At 43.8% G+C, this 21,560-nt stretch carries 25 protein-coding genes; 14 read left to right on the top strand and 11 right to left on the bottom strand.

Going from position 1 to position 21,560, the window contains the following annotated elements; genetic code table 11:
* Positions 1 to 222 precede the first annotated feature (222 nt).
* On the top strand, positions 223 to 1,248 hold the full coding sequence (locus tag I2494_RS02085; RefSeq protein ID WP_218465637.1) for an AraC family transcriptional regulator: 1,026 nt from the start codon (positions 223 to 225) through the stop codon (positions 1,246 to 1,248).
* Between the two features lie 251 nt (positions 1,249 to 1,499).
* Positions 1,500 to 1,673 (top strand): IS1/IS1595 family N-terminal zinc-binding domain-containing protein, encoded by a 174-nt coding sequence (locus I2494_RS20765; RefSeq protein ID WP_456085655.1) that lies wholly within the window; start codon positions 1,500 to 1,502, stop codon positions 1,671 to 1,673.
* 643 nt (positions 1,674 to 2,316) lie between these two features.
* Here I2494_RS20765 and I2494_RS02080 read toward each other — a convergent pair.
* Positions 2,317 to 3,210 (bottom strand): dihydrodipicolinate synthase family protein, encoded by an 894-nt coding sequence (locus I2494_RS02080; RefSeq protein ID WP_218465638.1) that lies wholly within the window; start codon positions 3,208 to 3,210, stop codon positions 2,317 to 2,319.
* Positions 3,211 to 3,514: 304 nt separating this feature from the next.
* The gene (locus I2494_RS02075) at positions 3,515 to 4,267 is read right to left on the bottom strand and encodes an IclR family transcriptional regulator (protein WP_218465639.1); all 753 of its coding nucleotides are present in this window, start codon (positions 4,265 to 4,267) and stop codon (positions 3,515 to 3,517) included.
* 155 nt (positions 4,268 to 4,422) lie between these two features.
* Here I2494_RS02075 and I2494_RS02070 point away from each other — a divergent pair, with 155 nt between their 5' ends.
* Complete coding sequence (locus I2494_RS02070) at positions 4,423 to 4,983, top strand: VOC family protein (protein WP_218465640.1); 561 nt, start codon at positions 4,423 to 4,425, stop codon at positions 4,981 to 4,983.
* A gap of 57 nt (positions 4,984 to 5,040) precedes the next feature.
* Here the strand turns inward: I2494_RS02070 and I2494_RS02065 are convergent, their stop codons facing one another.
* A complete protein-coding gene (locus I2494_RS02065) occupies positions 5,041 to 6,195 on the bottom strand; it encodes a MalY/PatB family protein (RefSeq protein ID WP_218465641.1) in 1,155 nt (384 codons plus the stop codon).
* Between the two features lie 113 nt (positions 6,196 to 6,308).
* Here I2494_RS02065 and cutC point away from each other — a divergent pair, with 113 nt between their 5' ends.
* Positions 6,309 to 7,073: a copper homeostasis protein CutC gene (gene cutC / locus I2494_RS02060; protein ID WP_218465642.1), complete on the top strand. Its 765-nt coding sequence runs from the start codon at positions 6,309 to 6,311 to the stop codon at positions 7,071 to 7,073.
* A gap of 82 nt (positions 7,074 to 7,155) precedes the next feature.
* Here the strand turns inward: cutC and I2494_RS02055 are convergent, their stop codons facing one another.
* The 5 genes from I2494_RS02055 to I2494_RS02035 form a co-directional block, all read right to left on the bottom strand.
* Complete coding sequence (locus I2494_RS02055; RefSeq protein WP_218466014.1) at positions 7,156 to 8,370, bottom strand: lactonase family protein; 1,215 nt, start codon at positions 8,368 to 8,370, stop codon at positions 7,156 to 7,158.
* Between the two features lie 169 nt (positions 8,371 to 8,539).
* Entirely contained in the window at positions 8,540 to 9,379 is an 840-nt protein-coding gene (locus tag I2494_RS02050; RefSeq protein WP_218465643.1) for a YaeF family permuted papain-like enzyme, read from the bottom strand.
* Between the two features lie 35 nt (positions 9,380 to 9,414).
* A complete protein-coding gene (gene cmoB, locus I2494_RS02045; RefSeq protein ID WP_218465644.1) occupies positions 9,415 to 10,386 on the bottom strand; it encodes a tRNA 5-methoxyuridine(34)/uridine 5-oxyacetic acid(34) synthase CmoB in 972 nt (323 codons plus the stop codon).
* Positions 10,383 to 11,126, bottom strand: coding sequence for a carboxy-S-adenosyl-L-methionine synthase CmoA (cmoA, locus tag I2494_RS02040; protein ID WP_218465645.1), 744 nt, complete (start codon positions 11,124 to 11,126; stop codon positions 10,383 to 10,385). The genes cmoB and cmoA overlap by 4 nt, the downstream gene beginning before the upstream one ends.
* Positions 11,127 to 11,256: 130 nt before the next feature.
* On the bottom strand, positions 11,257 to 11,652 hold the full coding sequence (locus I2494_RS02035) for an MAPEG family protein (RefSeq protein ID WP_218465646.1): 396 nt from the start codon (positions 11,650 to 11,652) through the stop codon (positions 11,257 to 11,259).
* A 421-nt stretch (positions 11,653 to 12,073) separates the two neighbouring features.
* Between I2494_RS02035 and I2494_RS02030 the strand changes: the two genes are divergently transcribed.
* The 7 genes from I2494_RS02030 (at position 12,074) to ruvB (ending at position 17,688) form a co-directional block, all read left to right on the top strand.
* Positions 12,074 to 12,334, top strand: a complete 261-nt coding sequence (locus I2494_RS02030; RefSeq protein WP_218465647.1) for an FmdB family zinc ribbon protein — start codon at positions 12,074 to 12,076, stop codon at positions 12,332 to 12,334.
* Positions 12,335 to 12,348: 14 nt separating this feature from the next.
* Entirely contained in the window at positions 12,349 to 14,121 is a 1,773-nt protein-coding gene (gene aspS / locus I2494_RS02025) for an aspartate--tRNA ligase (RefSeq protein ID WP_218465648.1), read from the top strand.
* Between the two features lies 1 nt (position 14,122).
* Positions 14,123 to 14,566, top strand: coding sequence for a dihydroneopterin triphosphate diphosphatase (gene nudB / locus I2494_RS02020; protein ID WP_218465649.1), 444 nt, complete (start codon positions 14,123 to 14,125; stop codon positions 14,564 to 14,566).
* Positions 14,567 to 14,597: 31 nt separating this feature from the next.
* On the top strand, positions 14,598 to 15,341 hold the full coding sequence (locus I2494_RS02015; RefSeq protein WP_218465650.1) for a YebC/PmpR family DNA-binding transcriptional regulator: 744 nt from the start codon (positions 14,598 to 14,600) through the stop codon (positions 15,339 to 15,341).
* Positions 15,341 to 15,865 (top strand): crossover junction endodeoxyribonuclease RuvC, encoded by a 525-nt coding sequence (gene ruvC, locus I2494_RS02010; RefSeq protein WP_218465651.1) that lies wholly within the window; start codon positions 15,341 to 15,343, stop codon positions 15,863 to 15,865. Before I2494_RS02015 ends, ruvC begins: the two co-directional genes overlap by 1 nt.
* Positions 15,866 to 16,042: 177 nt before the next feature.
* Positions 16,043 to 16,654: a Holliday junction branch migration protein RuvA gene (ruvA, locus tag I2494_RS02005; protein WP_218465652.1), complete on the top strand. Its 612-nt coding sequence runs from the start codon at positions 16,043 to 16,045 to the stop codon at positions 16,652 to 16,654.
* A 17-nt stretch (positions 16,655 to 16,671) separates the two neighbouring features.
* On the top strand, positions 16,672 to 17,688 hold the full coding sequence (gene ruvB / locus I2494_RS02000; RefSeq protein WP_218465653.1) for a Holliday junction branch migration DNA helicase RuvB: 1,017 nt from the start codon (positions 16,672 to 16,674) through the stop codon (positions 17,686 to 17,688).
* Between the two features lie 75 nt (positions 17,689 to 17,763).
* Here ruvB and I2494_RS01995 read toward each other — a convergent pair whose 3' ends face one another.
* Positions 17,764 to 18,027: a GrxA family glutaredoxin gene (locus I2494_RS01995; RefSeq protein WP_108899566.1), complete on the bottom strand. Its 264-nt coding sequence runs from the start codon at positions 18,025 to 18,027 to the stop codon at positions 17,764 to 17,766.
* Between the two features lie 295 nt (positions 18,028 to 18,322).
* On the opposite strand from I2494_RS01995, the gene nfsA reads away from it, so the two are divergent.
* A complete protein-coding gene (nfsA, locus tag I2494_RS01990) occupies positions 18,323 to 19,045 on the top strand; it encodes an oxygen-insensitive NADPH nitroreductase (RefSeq protein ID WP_218465654.1) in 723 nt (240 codons plus the stop codon).
* A 1-nt stretch (position 19,046) separates the two neighbouring features.
* Here the strand turns inward: nfsA and I2494_RS01985 are convergent, their stop codons facing one another.
* Entirely contained in the window at positions 19,047 to 19,235 is a 189-nt protein-coding gene (locus I2494_RS01985; RefSeq protein ID WP_228350808.1) for a DUF4250 domain-containing protein, read from the bottom strand.
* Between the two features lie 114 nt (positions 19,236 to 19,349).
* Here I2494_RS01985 and I2494_RS01980 point away from each other — a divergent pair, with 114 nt between their 5' ends.
* On the top strand, positions 19,350 to 19,844 hold the full coding sequence (locus tag I2494_RS01980) for a type III secretion system chaperone family protein (protein WP_218465655.1): 495 nt from the start codon (positions 19,350 to 19,352) through the stop codon (positions 19,842 to 19,844).
* Between the two features lie 44 nt (positions 19,845 to 19,888).
* The gene (gene rlmC, locus I2494_RS01975; RefSeq protein ID WP_218465656.1) at positions 19,889 to 21,034 is read left to right on the top strand and encodes a 23S rRNA (uracil(747)-C(5))-methyltransferase RlmC; all 1,146 of its coding nucleotides are present in this window, start codon (positions 19,889 to 19,891) and stop codon (positions 21,032 to 21,034) included.
* Positions 21,035 to 21,038: 4 nt separating this feature from the next.
* Here the strand turns inward: rlmC and I2494_RS01970 are convergent, their stop codons facing one another.
* Positions 21,039 to 21,536: a methylated-DNA--[protein]-cysteine S-methyltransferase gene (locus I2494_RS01970; RefSeq protein ID WP_218465657.1), complete on the bottom strand. Its 498-nt coding sequence runs from the start codon at positions 21,534 to 21,536 to the stop codon at positions 21,039 to 21,041.
* Positions 21,537 to 21,560 lie beyond the last annotated feature (24 nt).

The following is a 21,560-nucleotide window of genomic DNA, read 5'->3' as shown; positions in this document are numbered from 1 at the left end:
ATCGGGATGGCGAACTGCCTTCGGGAAATACCTGTTTGTTGTGTATCGGTTATTTAATAAGAATATTCCTATCATGGCTGAATATATGACATTTATTTAGCAAAACCACAGCAATGCCGGGTAGTTATTTTAATACCATCAAAAACTTCGGTTAGCCAATTGGATGTCAGGGCAACATTTTAAATATCCTGAAAGCGAAGTATCAATAAGAAAGAGTGCTAAATGTCTTCATCATCGATCTATCAATGTAATGTTTATTTCGGGCTGGATGTCGCACGAGCTTCAGATATTCTTTATGGTGGATATTTTGAACATCGACTGTCTTCTTCTGCGCAATTAAGTTTATATCATCAAAGAGTTATATTGGATGATATTCGACTGGAGACGGGAAACTATAGTTTCCCTATTATTGCCAGAGGATGCACCCCCTCGGACAGTATATGCATTGGTTTTATGGCGCATGGTAGCGATGTGACCCGTTATAATACGGTGCCTATTGGTACCGATGAAATACAAATTTACCCGGAAGGAACTGAGCTGTTATATCAATCATCCGGGTCATCTCGTTGGGTTATTTATGCCGTTTCCCGTACGAGACTACAGCAGGCAATGCACGCATTTAGTGGTCAGGAAGTGACATTATCAAAAGAGAATATTGTTTCATTAAAATTGCCTGAGGGCTGTATTGATAAGCTGTTAAAGCAAACCAACGAAGTTTTTACGATTGCTCAAAATTGTCCAGATTCCAGTCCCCGAATGGATATTCTCAAACGGTGTCTGGAACAATTATTGCTCAGTTATAGCCAGATCATTTGTGATGCCATGTCGGCATCTTCAATCGAAAAAAAGAGTAGTGTATCTCAGCGCCACAATAATCTTATTTTGGACAGCGAATATTTTGTTATGTCTTGCGATGATGTAAGTGCCAGTTTGATCAATATCGCTCAGCGAACAGGGTATAGCCTTAGAGCTCTTGAACTTATTTTCCGTAATTCGGTAGGTATGTCACCGGGAAAATGGTTTCTAAATCTGAGGTTAAACGGGACATTGCGCGATCTGTTGATGGCGACACCAATAAGTACCGTATCCGGTATTGCTACCCGTTGGGGGTTTCAGCACCTTTCTCGCTTTTCGGAACAATACCGTAAAACCTTTGGTGAATACCCAAGCCACACATTAAATCGAAGTAAGAAGAGAGAGGGAACAGTTTTTTCCGAAAGGGAATTTGAAAGCCAGATAAACTCTTAATCAATTGATTTTATTATTGTAGTGCGAGTGTTTATGGATAAGCCCGGATAAGGGAAGTCACGCTTACGACAAGTTTAAAAATTAGTAAAACTAAATATTTCAGTTTGATTATTATCATTAATATTTAAATAACCAAATATCCAAAAATATATTTTCTGTGTTTTTTTCGTTTTTTGGATAACGGAATAGTGGAACATATATTACATTGTTCGTGTTGTTTCATTGAACCTAAACTAAAGCAGGAGCGCATTATGTTTAAGAAGAAGACGCCATGTCGTTATTGTCAGGATAATCAGTCTGTCAGGAAACATGGAAAGGGACGTGCCGGTTATCAACGTTTTTATTGTGTAAACTGTAGTCGTACATTCCAGGTGAAATACGTCTATTCAGCTTATTATAAAAATCCAGAACCAGCTTTATCCTAAAGATAAAGGTTATTAGAAGTATTTGTCATAAAGTCAATTACCATGTTAGAAATAAGTGATATATCGTTTTGATGATAATTGTCATCTTGATGCTTGTTTCATCATGGTCATAACCTCATGATAACAAAATAGATAATATAAATTATCACTTTAACTATAATTGTGAGGTACTTATCAATACAATTGAAGAATATCTACTGAATAAATAGTTTATCTCTGTTTATTTTATTGAGAAGCCCGTTGAGTAGCGGGCTTTCATTTTAACTGTATCTATAATTACTTCTCTTATTAAGTACACCTAAAAGATCTTCCTTAAATCTTATTAATAAATAAGTTAACTTATTTAGATTGTTATATTTCTTATTTAATTATCGTTTACATTCTTTTAATAAAATTTATATTGATTAATGATGATATCAATTTTTAATATCGTAATAAGTTAAATTAACTATTTGGGATGATTGCAATAGCGTTAGCACGTTTTATGTACTGAACAACAACGCAATTTTCCCTGAAGTGAGCCCTATTTCAGCGTTGAACAGGTTCAGAGATGAAATCATTCTGTCTGTCATTCACACTAAGATGCATAGATAAAATAAACCCTACATAACATAGTAGGGTTTATAGAGCGGTTTAGAGGGTATTATTTAATATCAAATAGCTTGTCAACGGCAGCTAACTGATCTGTATTAAGTTTACCGCCGTAGTTGCGAGAAATTGGCTCAAGGTATTTATATTTTCTGGCTACGGTCGTTTTAATTGTGGTCACGAAATCGTCGCCAATAGCATAGATACCAGATAGTCGCCCAATTTCTTCATGTAGTGCGGCAACTTCGGCAAGATCGTTAGCCTGGTAGGCAGTTTTAATTTTTGTGAACAGTTCTGGTACAACATTATTTAAGCCAGAAAGTACGCCTGCACCACCATTCATTAAATTAGGGACAAAGTATTCATCATAACCAGCAAATATAGAGAAATCTTTACGTACTGGTGCCAGAGCCCGAACAATAAGGCGAGTATGTGAAGAACAGTCAACGGTATCTTTGATGCCAACAAAATTAGGGCATTCAAGAGCGAGTTTTAACACCAATGCCGCATCTACATCGCAGCCGGTACGGGCAGGGAAGTTATAAATCAGCCACTTTCCTTTAAAGCGATTGTTTAAATCGATAAAATATTCATAGAGTTGTTTTGGCGTCTGGGCATAATAGTAATGAGGCAGAGCCATTACAGCTTCATAACCTTCGGCATAAGCGATATCGGCCAGATGTACCATGTCATTAACGCAGGTCGTTGATACGTGAGCAATCATCGGCAGCTTAGTCATCTTACGTGCTTTTTTCAGTAATGCTTCACGCTCATTCAGATTCATGGTGACAAATTCACCAATCGTTCCCATCAATAAGATCCCATCGGTTCCTGAAGCGGCCAGACGATCGAAATGTTTCTGTAACGCATCGTAATCAATTTCACCGCTGGTTTTAAATGGTATGACAGAAGGGCACCAGGCACCGGAAAACAGGGCTTTATTACTCATCTCTTATTCCTCTGATGATTCACAACATAATTTCCCGGGTATGATGCCACCAAGTCATTAATGACATTATCTGACCCGGATGTTTGTTCTGATCGCTTACAACGAAAATGCGGTCATCACGGGCTATATGCTACTGCTCAATTAACTCTCATATACGGGAGTTTTAATCTTGTATGTGAGAGCTAAAACTATACCGAAGATAAAACCGTTGTTAAAGCAACATAATGGTAATTGGCGGAGGCAGATCACAGAATTGAATGATGAATCCGCAGTGAGGTACTTTGCGGCAGGCGGGAAGAAATAATTAACGAATGGATTCAGACAGCATATTGGCCGCGGTTTTTACTAACTCAACAAATTCTGGAATTTTTTCCTCAGGAACCTGAAAACTAACGCCAGACATACTAATAGCAGCGATAACTTTATTATTTTGGTCAAAAACCGGAGCAGAAATACAGCTCACTCCCTCATAATCTTCTTCGTTGTCAAATGCCCATCCTTGCCGACGAACTGTTGCCAGTTCAGCTTTAAATGCGCTACGAGTAGTAATTGTGGTTTTGGTTTTTGCTTCCAGCGTTTCTTCTGGTAACAGGCGGTCGATCTCGGCCTCGGGTAACCAGGCTAAGAGACATTTTCCCAGACTGGAGCTGTGTAATGACAGTCTCTTTCCCAGCCAACTTCGGACAACTATCGCTCCAGGACTTTCAATTTTTGCCAGATAAATCGCAGAAGTATTATCCAAAACGCCTAAATGACAGGCTAATCCGGTGCTATCACGCAAGAAAGTCATTGGATTAATAGCAAGTTCCCGAATATCAAAACTTTCAATTGCACGAATACCCAATTCAAACAGAGTCAGCCCCAAATAATAGCGGCCTTTTTCCTGGCGCAGAAAACCATGGGCGACCAGGCTATTAAGTAATGTCGCTGTTGAGCTTTGGGCCAGATCCAGGTTTTGATGAATTTGGCTAAAAGTGACACTGCCTTGAGCAGAGACATATTTTAAAATACGAGTCGTTTTATCAATGGCCGGTGTTTTGGTGGTAATCTCTTGCATAGCGCTCTGGGTCTGGGGCAGATAGTAAATCGCAGTGTAAAGTAAAAATGAGACAAACTCAAAATGCTGGCTACCATTAACGGTGGTTTTGCGTAACTGGCGTTATTATGAATAATAGTCAACGGTTAGTCGTTTATTAAAGGCGGAGTACAGAAGTGCCATCATTTAAGGATATTGCAGAGCTTAATGATTTACATCAGAGTTTACCGGCATTTGTTGCTAAGTTGCATCAATTGCTTACGCGTCTGGCGCTGTCGTTGGAAACTTATCATGCGGATCATATCTCCGTCCGTTGTTTTCAGAAAACCACGGCAGAACGTTGGCGCAAGGGATTAATGCAGTGTGGCGTGCTGATGTCTGAAAAGATAATCAATGGGCGTCCTATCTGTTTATTTAATCTGCATGAGCCATTACAGGTTGGTCAATGGCAGATCGATTGTGTCGAATTACCCTATCCGGGGGATAAACTTTATCCACAAGAGGATTGGGAACATGTTGAATGGGTCGTACCTGGCGATCCTGAAAGTTTTCACCAAACAGCGCTGGCGCTATTTTCAGATGATATTTTGTTGATGCCACAGCTAAAATTAAAATTCAGTAATCCCACCGGAGAAGGGGAAAGATTACCCAATCCAACCTTGGCGGTAACCGATAATGGAGTAACCGTTAAGTTTCATCCATTCAGTATTCAGGATGTGGTCAGAAGTGAAAGTTAAGCGATGGTAGTAAAGGAAAAAACGGCCACCTTATGATTTAATCGTGGCCGTACTCTGTCAGACTAAAGCGGGTAAGTTTGCTACGGCATTTGCCATACGGGTTAATGCCTGTTCCAGCAACGCTCGCTGGCAGCCAAAATTCAGCCGAACAAAGTTTGGATTACCAAAGTCACTGCCAGGAGATAAACCCACACCAGCCTGCTCAAAGAATGCGTGCGGATTGGTTACTGCTAATCCTGAAGCATCAATCCAGGCCAGATATGTGGCTTCGACGGGCATTAATTTTAGCCCCGGAATCGCATTAATGCTTTCCATTACCAGATCCCGATTACCGCGCAGATAAGTTAATTGCTCCTCCAGCCATTCATCCCCGTTCTGATAAGCTGCTGTTGCCGCAACATAAGCCAGAATATCTACGCTGGGAACAATACCGGCTCTGGCTTCGGTAAAGCGATGGCGTAATGCTGCGTTTGGAATAATGGCAATTGAGGCGCCTAATCCGGCGATATTAAAGGTCTTGGATGGAGACATTAACGTCACAGAACGTTGAGCTGCATCTTCGCTAAGAGAGGCAAAAGGAATGTGCTCTAATCCCTTTTCCAGCAATAGATCACAGTGGATTTCATCTGAACAAACAATCAGATTATGTCGCTGGGCAAAATCAAGCTGAGCCGCTAATTCATGGCGACGATAAACAGTTCCTCCAGGATTTTGTGGGTTACACAACAACAAGAGCTTTTCTGAACCCGATAGTTGATTCTCAGTCGCCTCCAGATCTAACACCCAACGTTTGTTTTGTAGCTTAACCGGTGCAGAAACCTGATTTCGGTTAGCGAAGCGGGCAGATTTCATAAATGGAGGATAGATGGGGTGTGGTGCAATAGTACTTTGCTCCGGAGTAGTTAATGCCCGAACGCATAAGTTTAATCCACACACCAATCCGGGTAGAAAAACCAGCCATTCTGGTTTTACTTCCCATTGATAGCGCTCTTTCATTCGCTGAATGAACACTTCAACCAGTTCAGGTGAAGGGTAGCCATAACCAAATACACCATGGGCTATTCGTTTTTGTAGGGCTTCAATAACAGAAGGAGGAGATTTAAAGTCACTATCCGCAACCCACAGGGGAATAATCTCCTTATCTTCATATTTATGCCACTTATCACTATCGGTGTGACGTCGCTCCACATACAGATCAAAATTAGATGCCATAATAAAACCTTTAGTGCGCCTTTGATTGGGTGTTATTTATTAAAGTGTAGACTACGCCAGATGTGTTCTCTTGCTCAAGAATTGTTTTGTTTTTACTTGATTTAGGGGGAAAGATGTCAAAACTGGAGGTGTGTTGTTATAGCGCCGATTGTGCCATAAAGGCCGAACGCGCTGGCGCGGATCGTATAGAACTTTGTGCAGGCAAGCAAGAAGGGGGAATTACGCCGAGTATCGGCATGCTTGACTGGGTTTCTCATCAGCTTTCTATTCCGGTTCATCCGATTGTACGTCCAAGAGGAGGGGACTTTTGCTATAGCGAAAATGAGTTTGCCATTATTAAACGTGATATTGACCAGATTCGTGATCTTGGTTTCCCCGGTATCGTCATTGGGATCCTGACGGAAGACGGTCATATTGACGTTGAACGTATGCAGCAAATCCTCCGTCAGTCGGAGGGAATGTCTATTACCTTTCATCGGGCGTTTGATATGTGTGCTAATCCGTTACTGGCACTGAGCCAACTGACGGATTTGGGAGTGGACCGTATTCTGACGTCGGGACAACAGCAGACTGCTGAAGTTGGATTACCCTTAATTCGTACCTTGATTCAGCAAAGCCAACGGCCGGTTATTATGCCCGGCGGAGGTATTCGCCTGACCAATATTCATAAGTTCATTGAAGCAGGGGTTCAGGAGATTCATACTTCAGCCTGTCAGACTATTCCTTCCTGCATGCGTTATCGTAAGGCGGGAGTGAGTATGAATACTGACAGTGAGGCCGATGAATTTGCTCAGTTTCAGGTTGATAGTGATATGGTGGCGGCCATGAAGGAAGTTTTTGCTCCCAGCGTGGTACGGTTTCGCCAACAGATAGGGTAACCATCCCCGGATGACATAAAGGCCAGATATCAATCTGGCCTTTTTACTTTGTTATTTTCATCAAATTTTAGAGAGTGGCTAACTACTGATGAGTAATAAACAGCATTTGCGATGGACTACCGACAGGGGTAAAGCGATGAGTGAATGTCAGTTTGCCATTGGTTGGGTCGAGGTTAAATTGAGTGATGTTATCGCTACGCTGGTTCATGGCGTACAGTGACTGACCATCCGGGGAAATAACCAGCGTACGAGTGTAGTCACCATGCGTCCAAATATTATCCGCCAGCGTTAAGCTACCGTTCTCATTAATATTGAAATGAGAAATACTGTTATGCAGACGATTCGCTACATACAGATGATGACCATCCTGGCTGAGCACCAAGCCAGAAGCGAAGCTGGTTCCTTTATATCCATCAGGCAGCGATGAGACCGTTTGTTGTTCTGTCAGTTTTCCATTTTCGGCATCAAATAAATAGATGCTCAGCGTGGAGGACTCTTCATTAATCAAATAGACATGTTTATTCGTTGGGTGAAAAACAAAATGGCGAGGGCCGGCACCTGCTGATGATGCAGCGATAAAAGGTGGATTGTTAGCTGAAAGAACGCCATTACTGCTATCCATCCGCCATTGATAAATACGGTCTAACCCCAGGTCAGTAGAGTAAACAAATTTACCATCAGGATCGCTGGCTATCATATGAGCATGGGGACCATCATGATCGCTAAAAGCGAAACTGCCTTCGACAGCCGCTGCGGGCTTACTTGCTCCTGGTTCTCCACTACTTTGTTTGACCGATGCCGGACGCCCCAGCGAACCATCTTTATTAATCGGGAAACTGGCGATGGAGCCGCTAATATAGTTTGCCACCAGCAGATACCTACCATCGGGGTGAATTGAAAGATAGACCGGGCCAGCGCCCTGAGAGTCAACTTCATTCAGCTTTTTCAAACTGCCATCCTGGCTATTTACGGCATAAGCCGTGAGTGAACCATGTTTTCCACCGTTGTAGTTCACGACTTCACTGGCGACATAAAGATGTTTGCTGTTGTTGTCTAATACCATTTGCGCAGCATTAGGAATATTGCTAACCAGTTTATCTTTTGTAAGCGAACCCTCTTTGTCTACCTTCATCAGGTAGATACCTTCGCCATTAGGATTATAGGTGGCAACATAAGCCATGGTTTCAACGGAAGGCATTGCTGATGGTTCGGTATTAGCTAAAGCGGGAAAAGTAACAAGAGAAGATAATCCAATAATGATATTGCGGTAAATTGCTGTGGTTGCTGAACCATCCATGCGCTTTCTCTTCATATAATCTCCTGTATTTTTATAAAGGTACGACATCCCTTAAAAGTGTAAGTAAGACAAGAGTGAATGCCGGAGTGTAATGATTAACAATGGATTAATGATTACCCCAGATCTTGAAAAGATCAAATAAACCATGCTGAAATTTGGCTTATCCCTGTTACTTGAAGCTAAAGAAGTCCTGAATCGAAGCGGTAGTGTTTTCAACGATACCTTTTTTCAGATGGCCTACATACAACAGTGGTTTATTTGGGGTCAACGAGGCGACATCACCTTCGCGCATATGAAGTAGATCTACAGGGCTGACCCAAACCGGATCGGAAGCAGTGATAGGACGTCCGGCTCGATTGTAGGCTTCAATGACAAACTGGGAACAGAAAAAGCTACCTTTGGCATCATCGTCTGAGCCCAGTTGAACTTTAGCTAATGTGCTAATGCAACTATTGCGGAATTTTTCAGAGAATGGATTCAGGCTACATAACTGACGTGTCATCATAAACGGTGCCATCAAAGCCACACCATTATAGTTATAGCGTTGACCAACCTGTGACTCTGAGAAGTCACGAATGGCTAATGCTTGTTCTACTGATAATTCAGGCACCCGGAAGACAATAATCTTGGAGTTGTGATCCATCACTTTATCCAGAGAAACGATTTGTACTCCACTGCCACCAACCGCCTCAACGACCTGGTCGTTGCCTAAATAAATTGCGGCATGGCTAACCGTTGAAGCGCTAAACAGACGGATGCCTAATGAGGTAGGCCCATAAGGTGAGGTTAACAGAATATCACCAGCAGCCATTTCCGTAGCTGGAATAACCAGACTTCCGCCTTCAGGATAGGAGTGAAGACGTTGCATCTGGATCTCTACCGGAAGTGCATTGGCGGTACCAGGCTGGTCATCTTCTTTTTCCGAAATTTGCATTGTGCAGCCGCTAAGTAAAAAGCAGCCACTGAATACAATGGCAAACAGAGAAATAACGGGTCTGCAAAATATCATGGTTTAATCCTTTAATCCGCTAAACAGACCGAGAGTTATGGTCTTTTAGCTACAATAACAGCCCTGATGGGAGCCGGGTATCCTTCAATAGTTTTACTGTGATCTTGCGGGTTCAGAAATTCAGCTAACGAATCACTGGTCATCCAATCAGTTTTGCGTTGTTCTTCGATGGTAGTAGGGCAAATATCGACAATGCGGATATCAATAAAGCCGCATTTTTCCAGCCAGTTAACCAGAGCCGCCGCTGACGGAATAAAATAGACGTTACGCATTTGAGCATAGCGATCGCCTGGCACTAAAACCTGATGTTCATCACCTTCAATCACGATGGTTTCCAGCACCAATTCACCACCAGAAACTAACTGATTTTTTAATTGATACAGATGGTCGAGAGGAGAGCGACGATGGTAGAGCACTCCCATGGAGAATACCGTATCAAATGCTTTTAATTCTGGTAATTGCTCAATACCTAATGGCAATAAATGTGCTCGCTGATCGCCACCTAACAGTTTACGTACCGCTTCAAACTGGCATAAAAACAGTTGGGTAGGATCGATACCAACGGCTAAATGAGCGCCAGCACCAATCATGCGCCACATGTGATAACCGCTACCGCAACCAACGTCTAACACGGTACGACCAGCTAAAGAAGAGATATGGGGGACAACACGCTCCCATTTCCAGTCCGAACGCCATTCAGTATCAATATGAATGCCATAAAGGTTAAACGGCCCTTTACGCCAGGGCATCAATGTTTTCAAATGCGTTAATATACCCAACTGTTGACCTTCACTCAGTTCAGGAGAGGTATTCGCAGTAACACTGTGTAATAAGTCTAGCGGCTCGGGTTTAATGGTTGGCATATATTCAACGGCGTTAAACCACTGTTTGAATTGTCCGTGATGGGAACTCTTCTGCCAGGCAGCAATTTGTGCCGGCAGAGTTTCTAACCAGTGACTAAGGGGGCCTTTAGCAATCAGTCGGTAAAAATCACCAAACTCAATCATGATTTAGCCTCCTCTTTTACCGCAATCAATGAGCCAAAGTTAAAGCATTGAAACCAGGTTTCGGCATGGTTGAAGCCCGCCTGATGCAGACGAGTTTTGTGAGCTTCAACGCTGTCGGTACGCATGACGTTTTCCAGCATGCTGCGTTTCTGACTGATTTCCAGCTCGCTATAGCCATTCGCGCGTTTGAAATCGTGGTGCATATCAAACAATAATTCACCAATTTGCCGATCTTCAAAACTAAATTTTTCCGATAACACCAGAATGCCGCCGGGCAGCATTCCCTGATAGATTTTATTCAGTAAACGTTGGCGATCATCGGGTTCGAGAAATTGCAGGGTAAAATTCAACACCACCATTGAGGCATTATGAATTTCAACATCACGAATGTCAGCCTCAATGACTTCCACCGGCGTAGCCGCGCGAAAAGCATCAATATGACGGCGACAGCGTTCAACCATTGCCGGTGAATTATCGACGGCAATAATATGGCAGCCATCAACTTTAATATTACGTCTAACCGACAGGGTTGCAGCGCCGAGAGAACAACCTAAATCATAAATATGGGTATTGGGGCGAACAAAACGTTCAGCCAGCATGCCAATCATCGAGATAATATTGGAGTAACCGGGAACGGAGCGTTGAATCATATCCGGAAACACTTCGGCGACCTGTTCATCGAAAGTCCAGTCACCCAGTTTATTTATTGGGGCAGCAAATAAGGTATCGCGGTTTGACATAGCAATAGAAAGAGTCAGAACAATGAAATAAGGGGCACAGTTTATCAGAGCAGTGGGGGAATGTCTGTAAACCCCGCGGCAAATAACCAACAGTGTGATAATGATGGGTTGGTATTTCTGCAATACAAAATTAGTACAGAATCAGAATTTGCTCCCACGGCAAATAATAGATATTGGCACAAATCATCATTACCATAGAAATATAGGTAGCCGCCATACCAGAGCGACGCCAGAACCAGTCGCGATGACGTAAAGCATAATAATGGCTGAGACGACCAGCGAATAACATAATTCCACTAACGTGAACTAACCACACATTAGCGCCATTCATTTCCATAATTACCATTAATATCAGGCTAATAGGAATATATTCCACGGCATTGCCATGAATACGAACAGCCATCTGCAACTCATAAAAGCCGCCATCGCCAAAAGGAACCCGATATTGGGTACGAAGCTTTACTACATCAAGAGATAGCTTAAATAATAGTAGTGCGCCCAGCACGGCATACAGTGCGCTAACCATTTATCACCCCACAGATATGATTTTTTGCAACAGAATAATAACCGGATATAGCAAAAAATTCCGCTATAAAGAAATAAGTTTAGCTTACTTATTATTTTATAAGACAAAAAATATGACGATAAAGTTGAATTATTATCATCAAATTTAATTTTCAGGGAAATAATTAGCAAAGTTGTGGATAAAGCAACGTCATAATTCTTGTTCAGAAATAAGTAAACGAGCAGATTTTAAAAACAAGAGTGCTGATTTTTTGTTCGTTTAAGCATAAATTAGTTTGAATCAGGTTGATGTCACCTGATGTAGCACTTATCGGCAGTGATAATTTCCTTTATAATAGCCGCCTTTTGGGTGACGCTATGGGTTAACATTTCAGCTTCATCCTGAATGAAATAACAAACGATCGGTATTCAGAATCATTATTATGCCTATTTATGAATATGAGTGTGGTATTTGCCACCATCGTCTGGATAAATTACAGAAGTTAGCGGATGCCCCTTTGGTCGAATGTCCGGAGTGTGGTGAATCAGCATTAGTTAAATTGGTCTCCCCGGGAAATTTTCATTTGAAAGGTTCCGGCTGGTATGCGAGTGAAGCCCCGCAAAGCCGTAAGAATACTTCATCAGATACCCCTTGTGCTGGGGCCTGTCAGGCGAATTGCCCGGGCGCAGCATTAGCTGAATAAAAGGATAGATCGTTATGCGTACTCATTATTGTGGACAGCTCAATACCACTCACGTTGGGCAAGAAGTAACCCTGTGCGGCTGGGTCAATCGTCGTCGTGACTTAGGTGGCTTAATTTTTATCGATATGCGTGACCGCGAAGGTATTGTGCAGGTATTTTTTGATCCTGATTGCAAAGCTGCATATGAACAAGCCTCTGAGTTACGTAATGAGTACTGCATCCAGATCGTTGGAACCGTACGTGCCCGTCCTGAAAGTCAGGCAAACAAAGATATGGCAACCGGTGGCGTAGAAATTTTCGCCCATACGCTGAATATCATTAACCGTTCAGAGCCATTGCCGCTGGATTCTAACCAAAATAATACTGAAGAGCAGCGCCTGAAATATCGCTATCTGGATCTGCGTCGCCCGGAAATGGCAGAACGCCTGAAAGCCCGAGCGCGTATTACGGCATTTGTTCGTCGCTATATGGATAGCAACGGTTTTTTGGATATTGAAACCCCAATGCTAACTAAAGCGACACCGGAAGGTGCTCGTGACTATCTGGTGCCAAGCCGGGTACATAAAGGCAAATTCTATGCTCTGCCTCAGTCCCCTCAACTGTTTAAACAGTTGCTGATGATGTCCGGTTTTGACCGATATTATCAAATCGTGAAGTGTTTCCGCGATGAAGATTTACGGGCAGATCGTCAGCCAGAATTTACCCAAATCGACGTCGAAACCTCCTTTATGAGTGCAGAACAGGTTCGGGCCATTATGGAAAAAATGGTTCGTGAACTGTGGGCAGATGTGAAAGGTGTTGATTTAGGCCAGTTCCCAAGCATGACCTTCGCTGAAGCGATGCGCCGTTACGGTTCTGACAAACCGGATCTGCGTAACCCAATGGAGCTGGTTGACGTTGCTGACTTGTTGAAAGATGTTGATTTCAAAGTATTCTCTGGCCCGGCAAACGACCCTAAAGGTCGTGTTGCAGTGCTTTGTGTACCCGGTGGTGCGCAATTAACCCGTAAACAAATTGATGACTACACTCAGTTTGTTTCTATTTATGGTGCTAAAGGTCTGGCCTGGATGAAGGTCAACGATCGTAATGGTGGCATGGATGGCGTACAGAGTCCGGTAGCTAAATTCCTCACTGCTGAGATTATCGAAGCGATGCTGGAACGTACTCAGGCAAAAGATGGCGATATTCTGTTATTTGGTGCTGACAGCTTTAAAGTAGCAACCGACGCCATGGGGGCACTGCGACTGAAAGTGGGTCGTGACCTGAAGATCACTAATGAAAACAGTTGGGCACCGTTGTGGGTTATCGACTTCCCTATGTTTGAAGATGACGGAGAAGGTGGCTTAACGGCAATGCACCATCCGTTTACTTCACCAAAAGAGATGACTCCTGAGCAATTGGTTGCGGATCCTGAGTCAGCTATTGCCAATGCTTACGACATGGTACTGAATGGTTATGAAGTGGGTGGTGGTTCAGTTCGTATCTACAGTGGTCAAATGCAACAAGCCGTATTTGGTATTCTGGGTATTAATGAACAGGAACAGCGTGAGAAATTTGGTTTCTTACTGGATGCGCTAAAATATGGTACACCGCCGCATGCAGGGATTGCATTTGGTCTGGACCGTTTAGTCATGTTACTGACCGGTACTGAAAATATTCGTGACGTTATTGCCTTCCCGAAAACGACGGCAGCGTCTTGTCTGATGACTGAAGCACCAAGCTACGCTAATCCGGCATCGTTGAAAGAGCTATCTATCAGCGTAGTCACAGAGAAGTCAGACAAGTAATATGAAGCAGTTTAAGCGCCCGGAATCTGTGCTGGTTGTGATCTACAGCCGTGATAGCGGACGGGTGCTTATATTACAACGTAACGACGATCCTGACTTTTGGCAATCGGTTACCGGTAGTCTGGAAGCGGGAGAGTCTACGGAACAAACGGCGCTGCGCGAGGTCAAGGAAGAGGTTGGCATTGATATTCAGGCAGAAACGCTGATTCTGCAAGACTGTCAACGCAGTGTTGAATTTGAAATTTTCACACATTTTCGCCACCGTTATGCGCCAGGTACAACGCATAATCTGGAACATTGGTTTTGTCTGGCACTACCCAGCGAGCGTGAGATTGTGTTGACTGAACATCATGCTTACCAATGGTTGGAAAAAACGCAGGCTGCTCAACTGACAAAATCGTGGAGCAATCGGCAGGCGATTGAAGAATTTGTTATTTCTCATTAAGCCTTAACCGGCTTTCGACTGGAGATTTTTTATGGCAGGTCATAGTAAATGGGCCAATACCAAGCATCGTAAAGCGGCACAAGATGCAAAACGCGGTAAAATTTTTACAAAAATCATTCGTGAACTGGTCACAGCAGCCAAATTAGGTGGTGGTGACCCAGGATCGAACCCGCGTTTACGTGCTGCTATCGATAAAGCGTTATCAAACAACATGACGCGGGATACCTTAAACCGCGCTATTGCCCGCGGTGTGGGTGGTGGTGATGATAACGATATGGAAACCATCATTTATGAAGGTTACGGTCCTGGCGGTACAGCGGTTATGGTTGAGTGTTTGAGTGATAACCGTAACCGTACTGTATCTGAAGTTCGCCATGCGTTTACTAAAACTGGTGGTAACCTGGGTACTGACGGTTCCGTTTCTTATCTGTTTACTAAGAAAGGCGTGATTTCCTATGCGGAAGGTACCGATGAAGATGCGGTAATGGACGCAGCATTAGAAGCGGGTGCAGACGACGCTGTGACTTATGATGATGGCGCTATCGATGTTTTCACCACACCAGAAAGCTTTGGTGATGTGAAAGATGCGCTGGATGCAGCGGGTCTGGTGGCTATCGCGGCTGAGGTTTCCCTGATCCCATCAACCAAAGCAGAACTGGATGCAGAAACTGCACCAAAACTGCTACGTTTGATTGATATGCTGGAAGATTCCGATGACGTTCAAGAGGTTTACCACAATGGTGAAATCTCTGATGAGGTTGCGGCAACGCTTTAATGGCCATTATTCTTGGCATTGACCCCGGCTCGCGAATTACCGGTTACGGCGTAATTCGTCAGCAGGGGCGTAAGCTAGAGTATCTCGGTAGCGGTTGCATTCGCACCGCTGTCGACGATCTTCCCACTCGCCTTAAGCTGGTCTACGCCGGCGTCAGTGAAATTATCACCCAGTTTCAGCCCGATTTCTTCGCCATTGAACAAGTATTTATGGCTCGTAATGCTGACTCAGCATTAAAACTGGGGCAGGCGCGTGGTGCGGCAATTGTTGCCGCAGTCAATGCGGATTTACCGGTATTTGAATATGCTGCTCGTCAGGTTAAACAAACGGTAGTCGGGCACGGAGCCGCAGAAAAATCACAGGTACAGCACATGGTGAGAACCTTGCTTAAACTGGCGGCTAACCCACAGGCCGATGCTGCTGATGCGCTGGCAATTGCTATTACCCACTGTCACCTGAGTCAAAATACCATTCGCATGGGCAACGCCAGATTAACGCTGGCTCGCGGGCGAGTTGGAGAATGATTGAGTGAAATGCTGATGCTAAGTGATGCGGCGATCAAATAAATAGAACAAAAGCTGGATATTTATCCAGCTTTTGTTTGTAATACGTGTATAAATAGAGATATTGAGCGGCAGCCCACTTAAGACGAACGTTTATCTTCAGTTTCTGCCCTGTGTAAGCCATAAGGAGCCTGAGTCGTGATTGGTCGTTTACGTGGAGTTATTCTGGAAAAACAGCCACCTGAAGTTTTGCTTGAGGTAAATGGTGTTGGTTATGAAGTGTTTATGCCAATGAGCTGTTTTTATGAATTACCCGATCGGGGTCAGGAAGCCATTATTTTCACTCATTTTGTAGTGCGTGAAGATGCTCAATTGCTATATGGCTTTAATGATAAGCAGGAGCGGGCACTGTTTCGCGAATTGATTAAAGTGAATGGCGTAGGGCCAAAGCTAGCTTTGGCTATTCTCTCTGGTATGTCAGCGCAGCAATTTGTTCACGCGGTTGAACAAGAGCAAATTAGCATATTAGTTAAACTCCCGGGTGTTGGAAAGAAAACTGCTGAACGTTTAGTGGTGGAAATGAAAGATCGCTTCAAAGGGCTTAATGGCGATCTGTTTAACAACAATAATGATTTGCTTCCGCTTAGCCCGTCGAAAAGCGCGGATAACGATGCGGAATCTGAAGCGGTATCTGCACTGGTTTCTTTGGGGTATAAACCGCAGGAAGCCAGCAGACTGGTTAGCAAAGTGGTAACACCGGGTGCTGACAGTGAAACCCTGATCCGTGAAGCATTGCGTTCTGCACTGTAAGTAGAAAGAGAAAAAGCATGATTGAAGCCGATCGTTTGATTTCACCCGTAGCACAGTTTGAAGAAGAAGACCCTATTGACCGTGCAATGCGCCCCAAACTGCTGAGTGAGTATGTTGGGCAGCCCCACGTTCGTGAACAGATGGAAATCTTTATTCAGGCCGCCAGATTGCGTGGTGATGCGCTGGATCATCTGCTAATTTTTGGCCCTCCGGGACTAGGGAAGACCACATTGGCTAATATTGTGGCTAATGAGATGGGGGTAAACCTGCGAACCACTTCCGGCCCTGTTCTGGAAAAGGCCGGGGATCTGGCAGCAATGCTAACCAATCTTGAACCGCATGATGTGCTGTTTATTGATGAGATCCATCGCCTTTCGCCAGTAGTAGAAGAGATCCTGTATCCGGCGATGGAAGACTATCAGTTGGATATCATGATTGGTGAAGGCCCGGCGGCACGCTCTATCAAAATTGATTTACCTCCGTTTACTCTGGTGGGCGCCACAACACGTGCAGGTTCACTCACTTCGCCGTTACGCGATCGTTTTGGTATCGTACAGCGTTTAGAGTTTTATCAGGTCGCCGATCTGGAATCGATCGTTTCACGTAGTGCTCTGTGTATGGATCTTAATTTGTCACAGGAAGGGGCAAATCAGATAGCCCGTCGGGCACGAGGAACACCACGTATAGCTAACCGCCTGCTGCGCCGGGTACGTGATTTCGCCGAAGTCAGAGCTAATGGTGCTATTGATGGCGATGTGGCAACCCGGGCGTTGGATATGCTGGATGTTGATGCTGAAGGTTTCGACTTTATGGATCGTAAGTTGCTACTGGCCATTATCGATAAGTTTATGGGTGGCCCGGTCGGGTTAGATAATCTGGCGGCGGCAATTGGTGAAGAAAGAGAAACTATCGAAGATGTTATCGAACCCTATTTGATTCAACAGGGCTTCATTCAACGTACGCCAAGAGGGCGTATGGCTACTCAGCATGCCTATCAGCATTTTGGCATCACCAGAGATGATGAACGGCGCTAATTTGTGGTTAATAAAGATAAAAAAACCGGAGAACATAGCTCCGGTTTTTTGTTGAGTCAGATTAATTATCAATAATTATTGATACAGGCTCAGATTTTCTTTCGCATAAGCTTCAAAATCAGTGCAACCACCAATGTGAACCTGGTCGATAAAGATTTGAGGTACGGTTTCTACTGGTTTACCAACGGTTTTTTCCAGGTCGGCTTTAGTAATACCTTCTGCATGAATATCAACGTAGTTATAGCTGAAATCGTCGCGTTCCTGACTTAATTTTTCTGCTAATTCTTTAGCACGAACACAATAAGGACACCCAGGACGTCCAAAAATCACAACAAACATGAATACTCCTTAAAATTATTAGAATGTTCGGCTTTTCGCCGTTAGCCAATATGATAAAAACTGCATTACTATGCCCGTCACAGACAGTAAAAAAAAGCAGGAATTACCTGTCAGTTTGATAAATCTTACCTATCTGACACTAACTGTATAAATTTATAAAGAAAAATTTGTGTAAAAAAACATATAGCAGTTGGCCGATGGGGAATCATTTTCTGCCAGAGGTGTTGCTTGTGTTACGATAACCCGTGTTTTAAGCCTATATACACGTTCTACCAACCCCAAATCAGGACTTCTTATGACACCGACCATCGATCTAATTTGCTCTCATCGTTCCATTCGTGCCTTTACACCTCAGCCGATAACAGATGAACAACGTCAGGCAATCATTCGGGCCGCGCAGTCGACATCGAGCTCCAGCTTTTTGCAATGCAGTTCGATTATTCGAGTGACCGATCCCGATTTACGTTTGGCTTTGGTTGAATATAGCGGTGGTCAAAAACATGTGGCTCAGGCGGCGGAATTTTGGGTATTTTGTGCTGACTATCATCGCAATCAGGAAATTTGTCCTGAAGCCGAGCTGGGCTATGCCGAGCAGCTATTGTTAGGGGCAGTAGATACCGCCATGATGGCGCAAAATGCTTTAACGGCAGCAGAATCATTGGGGTTGGGTGGCGTGTATATTGGTGGCTTAAGAAATAATATTGCGGCAGTGACGGCGTTACTGCAGTTGCCAAAACAGGTATTGCCGTTGTTTGGTTTATGTTTGGGTTATCCCGATCAACATCCTGAACAGAAGCCCCGTTTGCCGGCGGAGATTGTGGTGCACGAGAATAGTTACCAACCATTAAATCGGGAGTTACTGGCACAATATGATGCCCATATTGTGGCTTATTACGAGGCTCGTTCAGAAAATAAAAAGCATGTGAGTTGGAGTGAGCAAATAGCCGCCACGGTTCGTAAAGAACGTCGCCCGTTTATTCTGGACTACTTACATAAGCAGGGATGGGTGACTCGTTAAGTTAGCGAAACTGGTTATTGGATGGCTGGTATTGATAACCAGCATCCAATAATTTCTTTATCAATGCTTCCTGGTCAATATCATAACTACGTGCCAAATCATCCAGCGATTCAAATTCATCTCTTAGTTTCATATTAATAATACTAAATAACAGATGAGGCTCCATGGCTAAAAAGTTTCGACGTTGCATATTTTTTCCAGTGATAACATAAAAATTCATAATAACTTACCTCATCCGGTGATAAATAGGGTAATATTCGTGCGTTATTGCACTTTCTTTTTGATTTACTGAGGACATACCATAATGGATAAGCTGATCGTCCCTGATCTGGCCCTAATGCGTAGTTGGCTTGAACAGTTGGGCATCGCCTTTTTCGAATGTGATTCTTGTCAGGCGTTACATTTACCGTATCTGCAAAGCGTGGATGGTATTTTTGATGCGAAAGTCGATCTGCTCGAAAATGTTATTCTGTTCTCTGCCGTGGCGGAAATTCGCCCTGTAGCACTGATTCCTCTGGTTGCGGATCTTAGTCAAATTAATGCTTCATCATTAACGACTAAAGTATTTATTGATGTTCAGGATGACAATTTACCTAAGCTGGTTATTTGTCAGTCTCTGAGTGTTGCTGCAGGTATCACATTAGAGCAATTCCGCTTGTTACTTCAGGAAGCAGAAGAGCAAACCACCCAGATTATTATGGAAGCCAGAGCTAACGAGCTACTGACAGTCAGCGATAACGAGCGTGAAACTGAAGAAGACATTCAGGTGATTCACTCAATTACCCACACTATTCATTAATTTTCCTATATCTGCTTAATCCAATAGCCTCGGAGTCCGTTCTGATGCAGTGCCAGCTTCACGCCGCAGGGCTTTGCTATTCATGCCAATGGATAGACAAACCCTATCCACAACAATTGGAAGAGAAACAGCAAGAATTAATGACACTGCTGGCGTCGATGCCCGTTGAACAGTGTTGTATGCCGATATTCGGTGCTGAGGCAGAGTTTCGTAATAAAGCAAAAATGGTGGTAAGCGGCAGCGTTGAACGTCCGGTGCTGGGGCTGCCTGTCAAACAGGGGGAGGCGGTCGATTTATGCGCATGTCCACTTTATTCGGAATCGATGCGCGATGTGTTTCCGTATCTTAAACAGTTTATCGCCCGGGCAGGATTAACACCTTATAACGTAGAGCGAAAAAGGGGTGAGCTAAAGTTTATTTTGCTTACCGAGAGCCGTTTCAACGGCGGTTTGATGCTGCGTTTTGTATTACGTTCAGAATCAAAACTTCAGCAACTGCGTCAGGCGTTACCCTGGTTACAGACACAGTTACCTCAGTTACAGGTCATATCAGCCAATATCCAACCGGTTCATATGGCTGTGCTGGAAGGGGAGCAGGAAGTCATCCTCACCCGGCAGGATGCGTTAGAAGAGCAACTAAATCATATTCCTCTGTATATTCGACCACGAAGTTTTTTTCAAACGAATCCTGAGGTGGCAGAAACGTTATATGCCACAGCAAGGGCGTGGGTCTCCGCGCTGAATATTCACAGTATGTGGGATCTGTTTTGTGGTGTAGGGGGTTTTGGTCTTCATTGTGCGGCTAATTCCGGAATTAAACTAACCGGCATTGAAATCAGCGCAGAAGCGATAGAGTGTGCTAAACGCTCGGCGGCCGCTATTGGCTTAACTGATATTGAGTTTGATGCGCTGGATTCAACTCAGTTTGCCCGCAGCAAGCATCAACAGAATATTCCGGATTTGGTACTGGTTAATCCACCGCGTAGGGGAATTGGTACAGAGCTATGCGAATATTTGAGTCAAATGTCCCCGGACTGGATCCTTTACTCCAGCTGTAATGCACAAACTATGGCAAAGGATATTTGTCAGCTGAACGGCTATCGGATAATAAGAGTTCAACTGTTTGATATGTTCCCCCACACCGCACATTATGAAGTCCTGACGTTGTTACAACGTATTGAGGCGAAGTAAAGTCTCAGCGCTTATTCTCTTTATAGGGAATGCCTTCCAGTTCTAATAGCGCTTTTTTTACGTGTAAACCACCAGAATAGCCGGTTAATGAATTATCTTTGCCCATCACCCGATGGCAGGGAAGAATAATGGCAATAGGATTAGCCCCCACGGCTCCACCCACAGCCTGAGCACCTTTGGGTTTATTGATCGCAGCAGCAATATCGCCATAGCTAACAACTTTTGCGTAATCGATGAACTTCAACTGATGCCAGACGCTTTTTTGAAACGCTGAGCCTTCCGGTTGACAAGGGATTAAGCTGAAATCTACTTTTTTACCGGCAAAATAATCGGAGAGGGTTTTCACCACCAAACTAATCATTGGATGATGGCTATTTTCAATCCATGTCGATTCTGGCTGGCGACGTTCTACTTCATTGGGTAACCAAAGCTGGCGCAGAGCAATATCGTCTGCCACGATGCGCAATTGACCAACAGGGGAGAGATAGAGTTGATGGTACATAACAGATTACCCTTTAACCGAAAA

Source organism: Limnobaculum allomyrinae (genome assembly GCF_016649425.1).
Classification (GTDB): domain Bacteria; phylum Pseudomonadota; class Gammaproteobacteria; order Enterobacterales; family Enterobacteriaceae; genus Limnobaculum; species Limnobaculum allomyrinae.
This window is presented reverse-complemented; position numbering and strand designations above follow the sequence as displayed.

Excerpts from the sequence above, each read along its gene's own strand:
- I2494_RS02030 (WP_218465647.1), top strand. The coding sequence starts at position 12,074 with ATGCCTATTTATGAATATGAGTGTGGTATTTGCCACCATCGTCTGGAT.
- cutC (WP_218465642.1), top strand. The coding sequence starts at position 6,309 with ATGTCAAAACTGGAGGTGTGTTGTTATAGCGCCGATTGTGCCATAAAG.
- nudB (WP_218465649.1), top strand. The coding sequence starts at position 14,123 with ATGAAGCAGTTTAAGCGCCCGGAATCTGTGCTGGTTGTGATCTACAGC.
- I2494_RS02065 (WP_218465641.1), bottom strand. The coding sequence starts at position 6,195 with ATGGCATCTAATTTTGATCTGTATGTGGAGCGACGTCACACCGATAGT.
- nfsA (WP_218465654.1), top strand. The coding sequence starts at position 18,323 with ATGACACCGACCATCGATCTAATTTGCTCTCATCGTTCCATTCGTGCC.
- I2494_RS02080 (WP_218465638.1), bottom strand. The coding sequence starts at position 3,210 with ATGAGTAATAAAGCCCTGTTTTCCGGTGCCTGGTGCCCTTCTGTCATA.
- I2494_RS20765 (WP_456085655.1), top strand. The coding sequence starts at position 1,500 with ATGTTTAAGAAGAAGACGCCATGTCGTTATTGTCAGGATAATCAGTCT.
- I2494_RS01995 (WP_108899566.1), bottom strand. The coding sequence starts at position 18,027 with ATGTTTGTTGTGATTTTTGGACGTCCTGGGTGTCCTTATTGTGTTCGT.
- I2494_RS02035 (WP_218465646.1), bottom strand. The coding sequence starts at position 11,652 with ATGGTTAGCGCACTGTATGCCGTGCTGGGCGCACTACTATTATTTAAG.
- I2494_RS02050 (WP_218465643.1), bottom strand. The coding sequence starts at position 9,379 with ATGATATTTTGCAGACCCGTTATTTCTCTGTTTGCCATTGTATTCAGT.
- cmoB (WP_218465644.1), bottom strand. The coding sequence starts at position 10,386 with ATGATTGAGTTTGGTGATTTTTACCGACTGATTGCTAAAGGCCCCCTT.
- I2494_RS01970 (WP_218465657.1), bottom strand. The coding sequence starts at position 21,536 with ATGTACCATCAACTCTATCTCTCCCCTGTTGGTCAATTGCGCATCGTG.
- I2494_RS02075 (WP_218465639.1), bottom strand. The coding sequence starts at position 4,267 with ATGCAAGAGATTACCACCAAAACACCGGCCATTGATAAAACGACTCGT.
- I2494_RS02015 (WP_218465650.1), top strand. The coding sequence starts at position 14,598 with ATGGCAGGTCATAGTAAATGGGCCAATACCAAGCATCGTAAAGCGGCA.
- aspS (WP_218465648.1), top strand. The coding sequence starts at position 12,349 with ATGCGTACTCATTATTGTGGACAGCTCAATACCACTCACGTTGGGCAA.
- I2494_RS01980 (WP_218465655.1), top strand. The coding sequence starts at position 19,350 with ATGGATAAGCTGATCGTCCCTGATCTGGCCCTAATGCGTAGTTGGCTT.
- cmoA (WP_218465645.1), bottom strand. The coding sequence starts at position 11,126 with ATGTCAAACCGCGATACCTTATTTGCTGCCCCAATAAATAAACTGGGT.
- rlmC (WP_218465656.1), top strand. The coding sequence starts at position 19,889 with ATGCAGTGCCAGCTTCACGCCGCAGGGCTTTGCTATTCATGCCAATGG.
- I2494_RS01985 (WP_228350808.1), bottom strand. The coding sequence starts at position 19,235 with ATGCAACGTCGAAACTTTTTAGCCATGGAGCCTCATCTGTTATTTAGT.
- ruvC (WP_218465651.1), top strand. The coding sequence starts at position 15,341 with ATGGCCATTATTCTTGGCATTGACCCCGGCTCGCGAATTACCGGTTAC.
- ruvB (WP_218465653.1), top strand. The coding sequence starts at position 16,672 with ATGATTGAAGCCGATCGTTTGATTTCACCCGTAGCACAGTTTGAAGAA.
- I2494_RS02085 (WP_218465637.1), top strand. The coding sequence starts at position 223 with ATGTCTTCATCATCGATCTATCAATGTAATGTTTATTTCGGGCTGGAT.
- I2494_RS02055 (WP_218466014.1), bottom strand. The coding sequence starts at position 8,370 with ATGGATGGTTCAGCAACCACAGCAATTTACCGCAATATCATTATTGGA.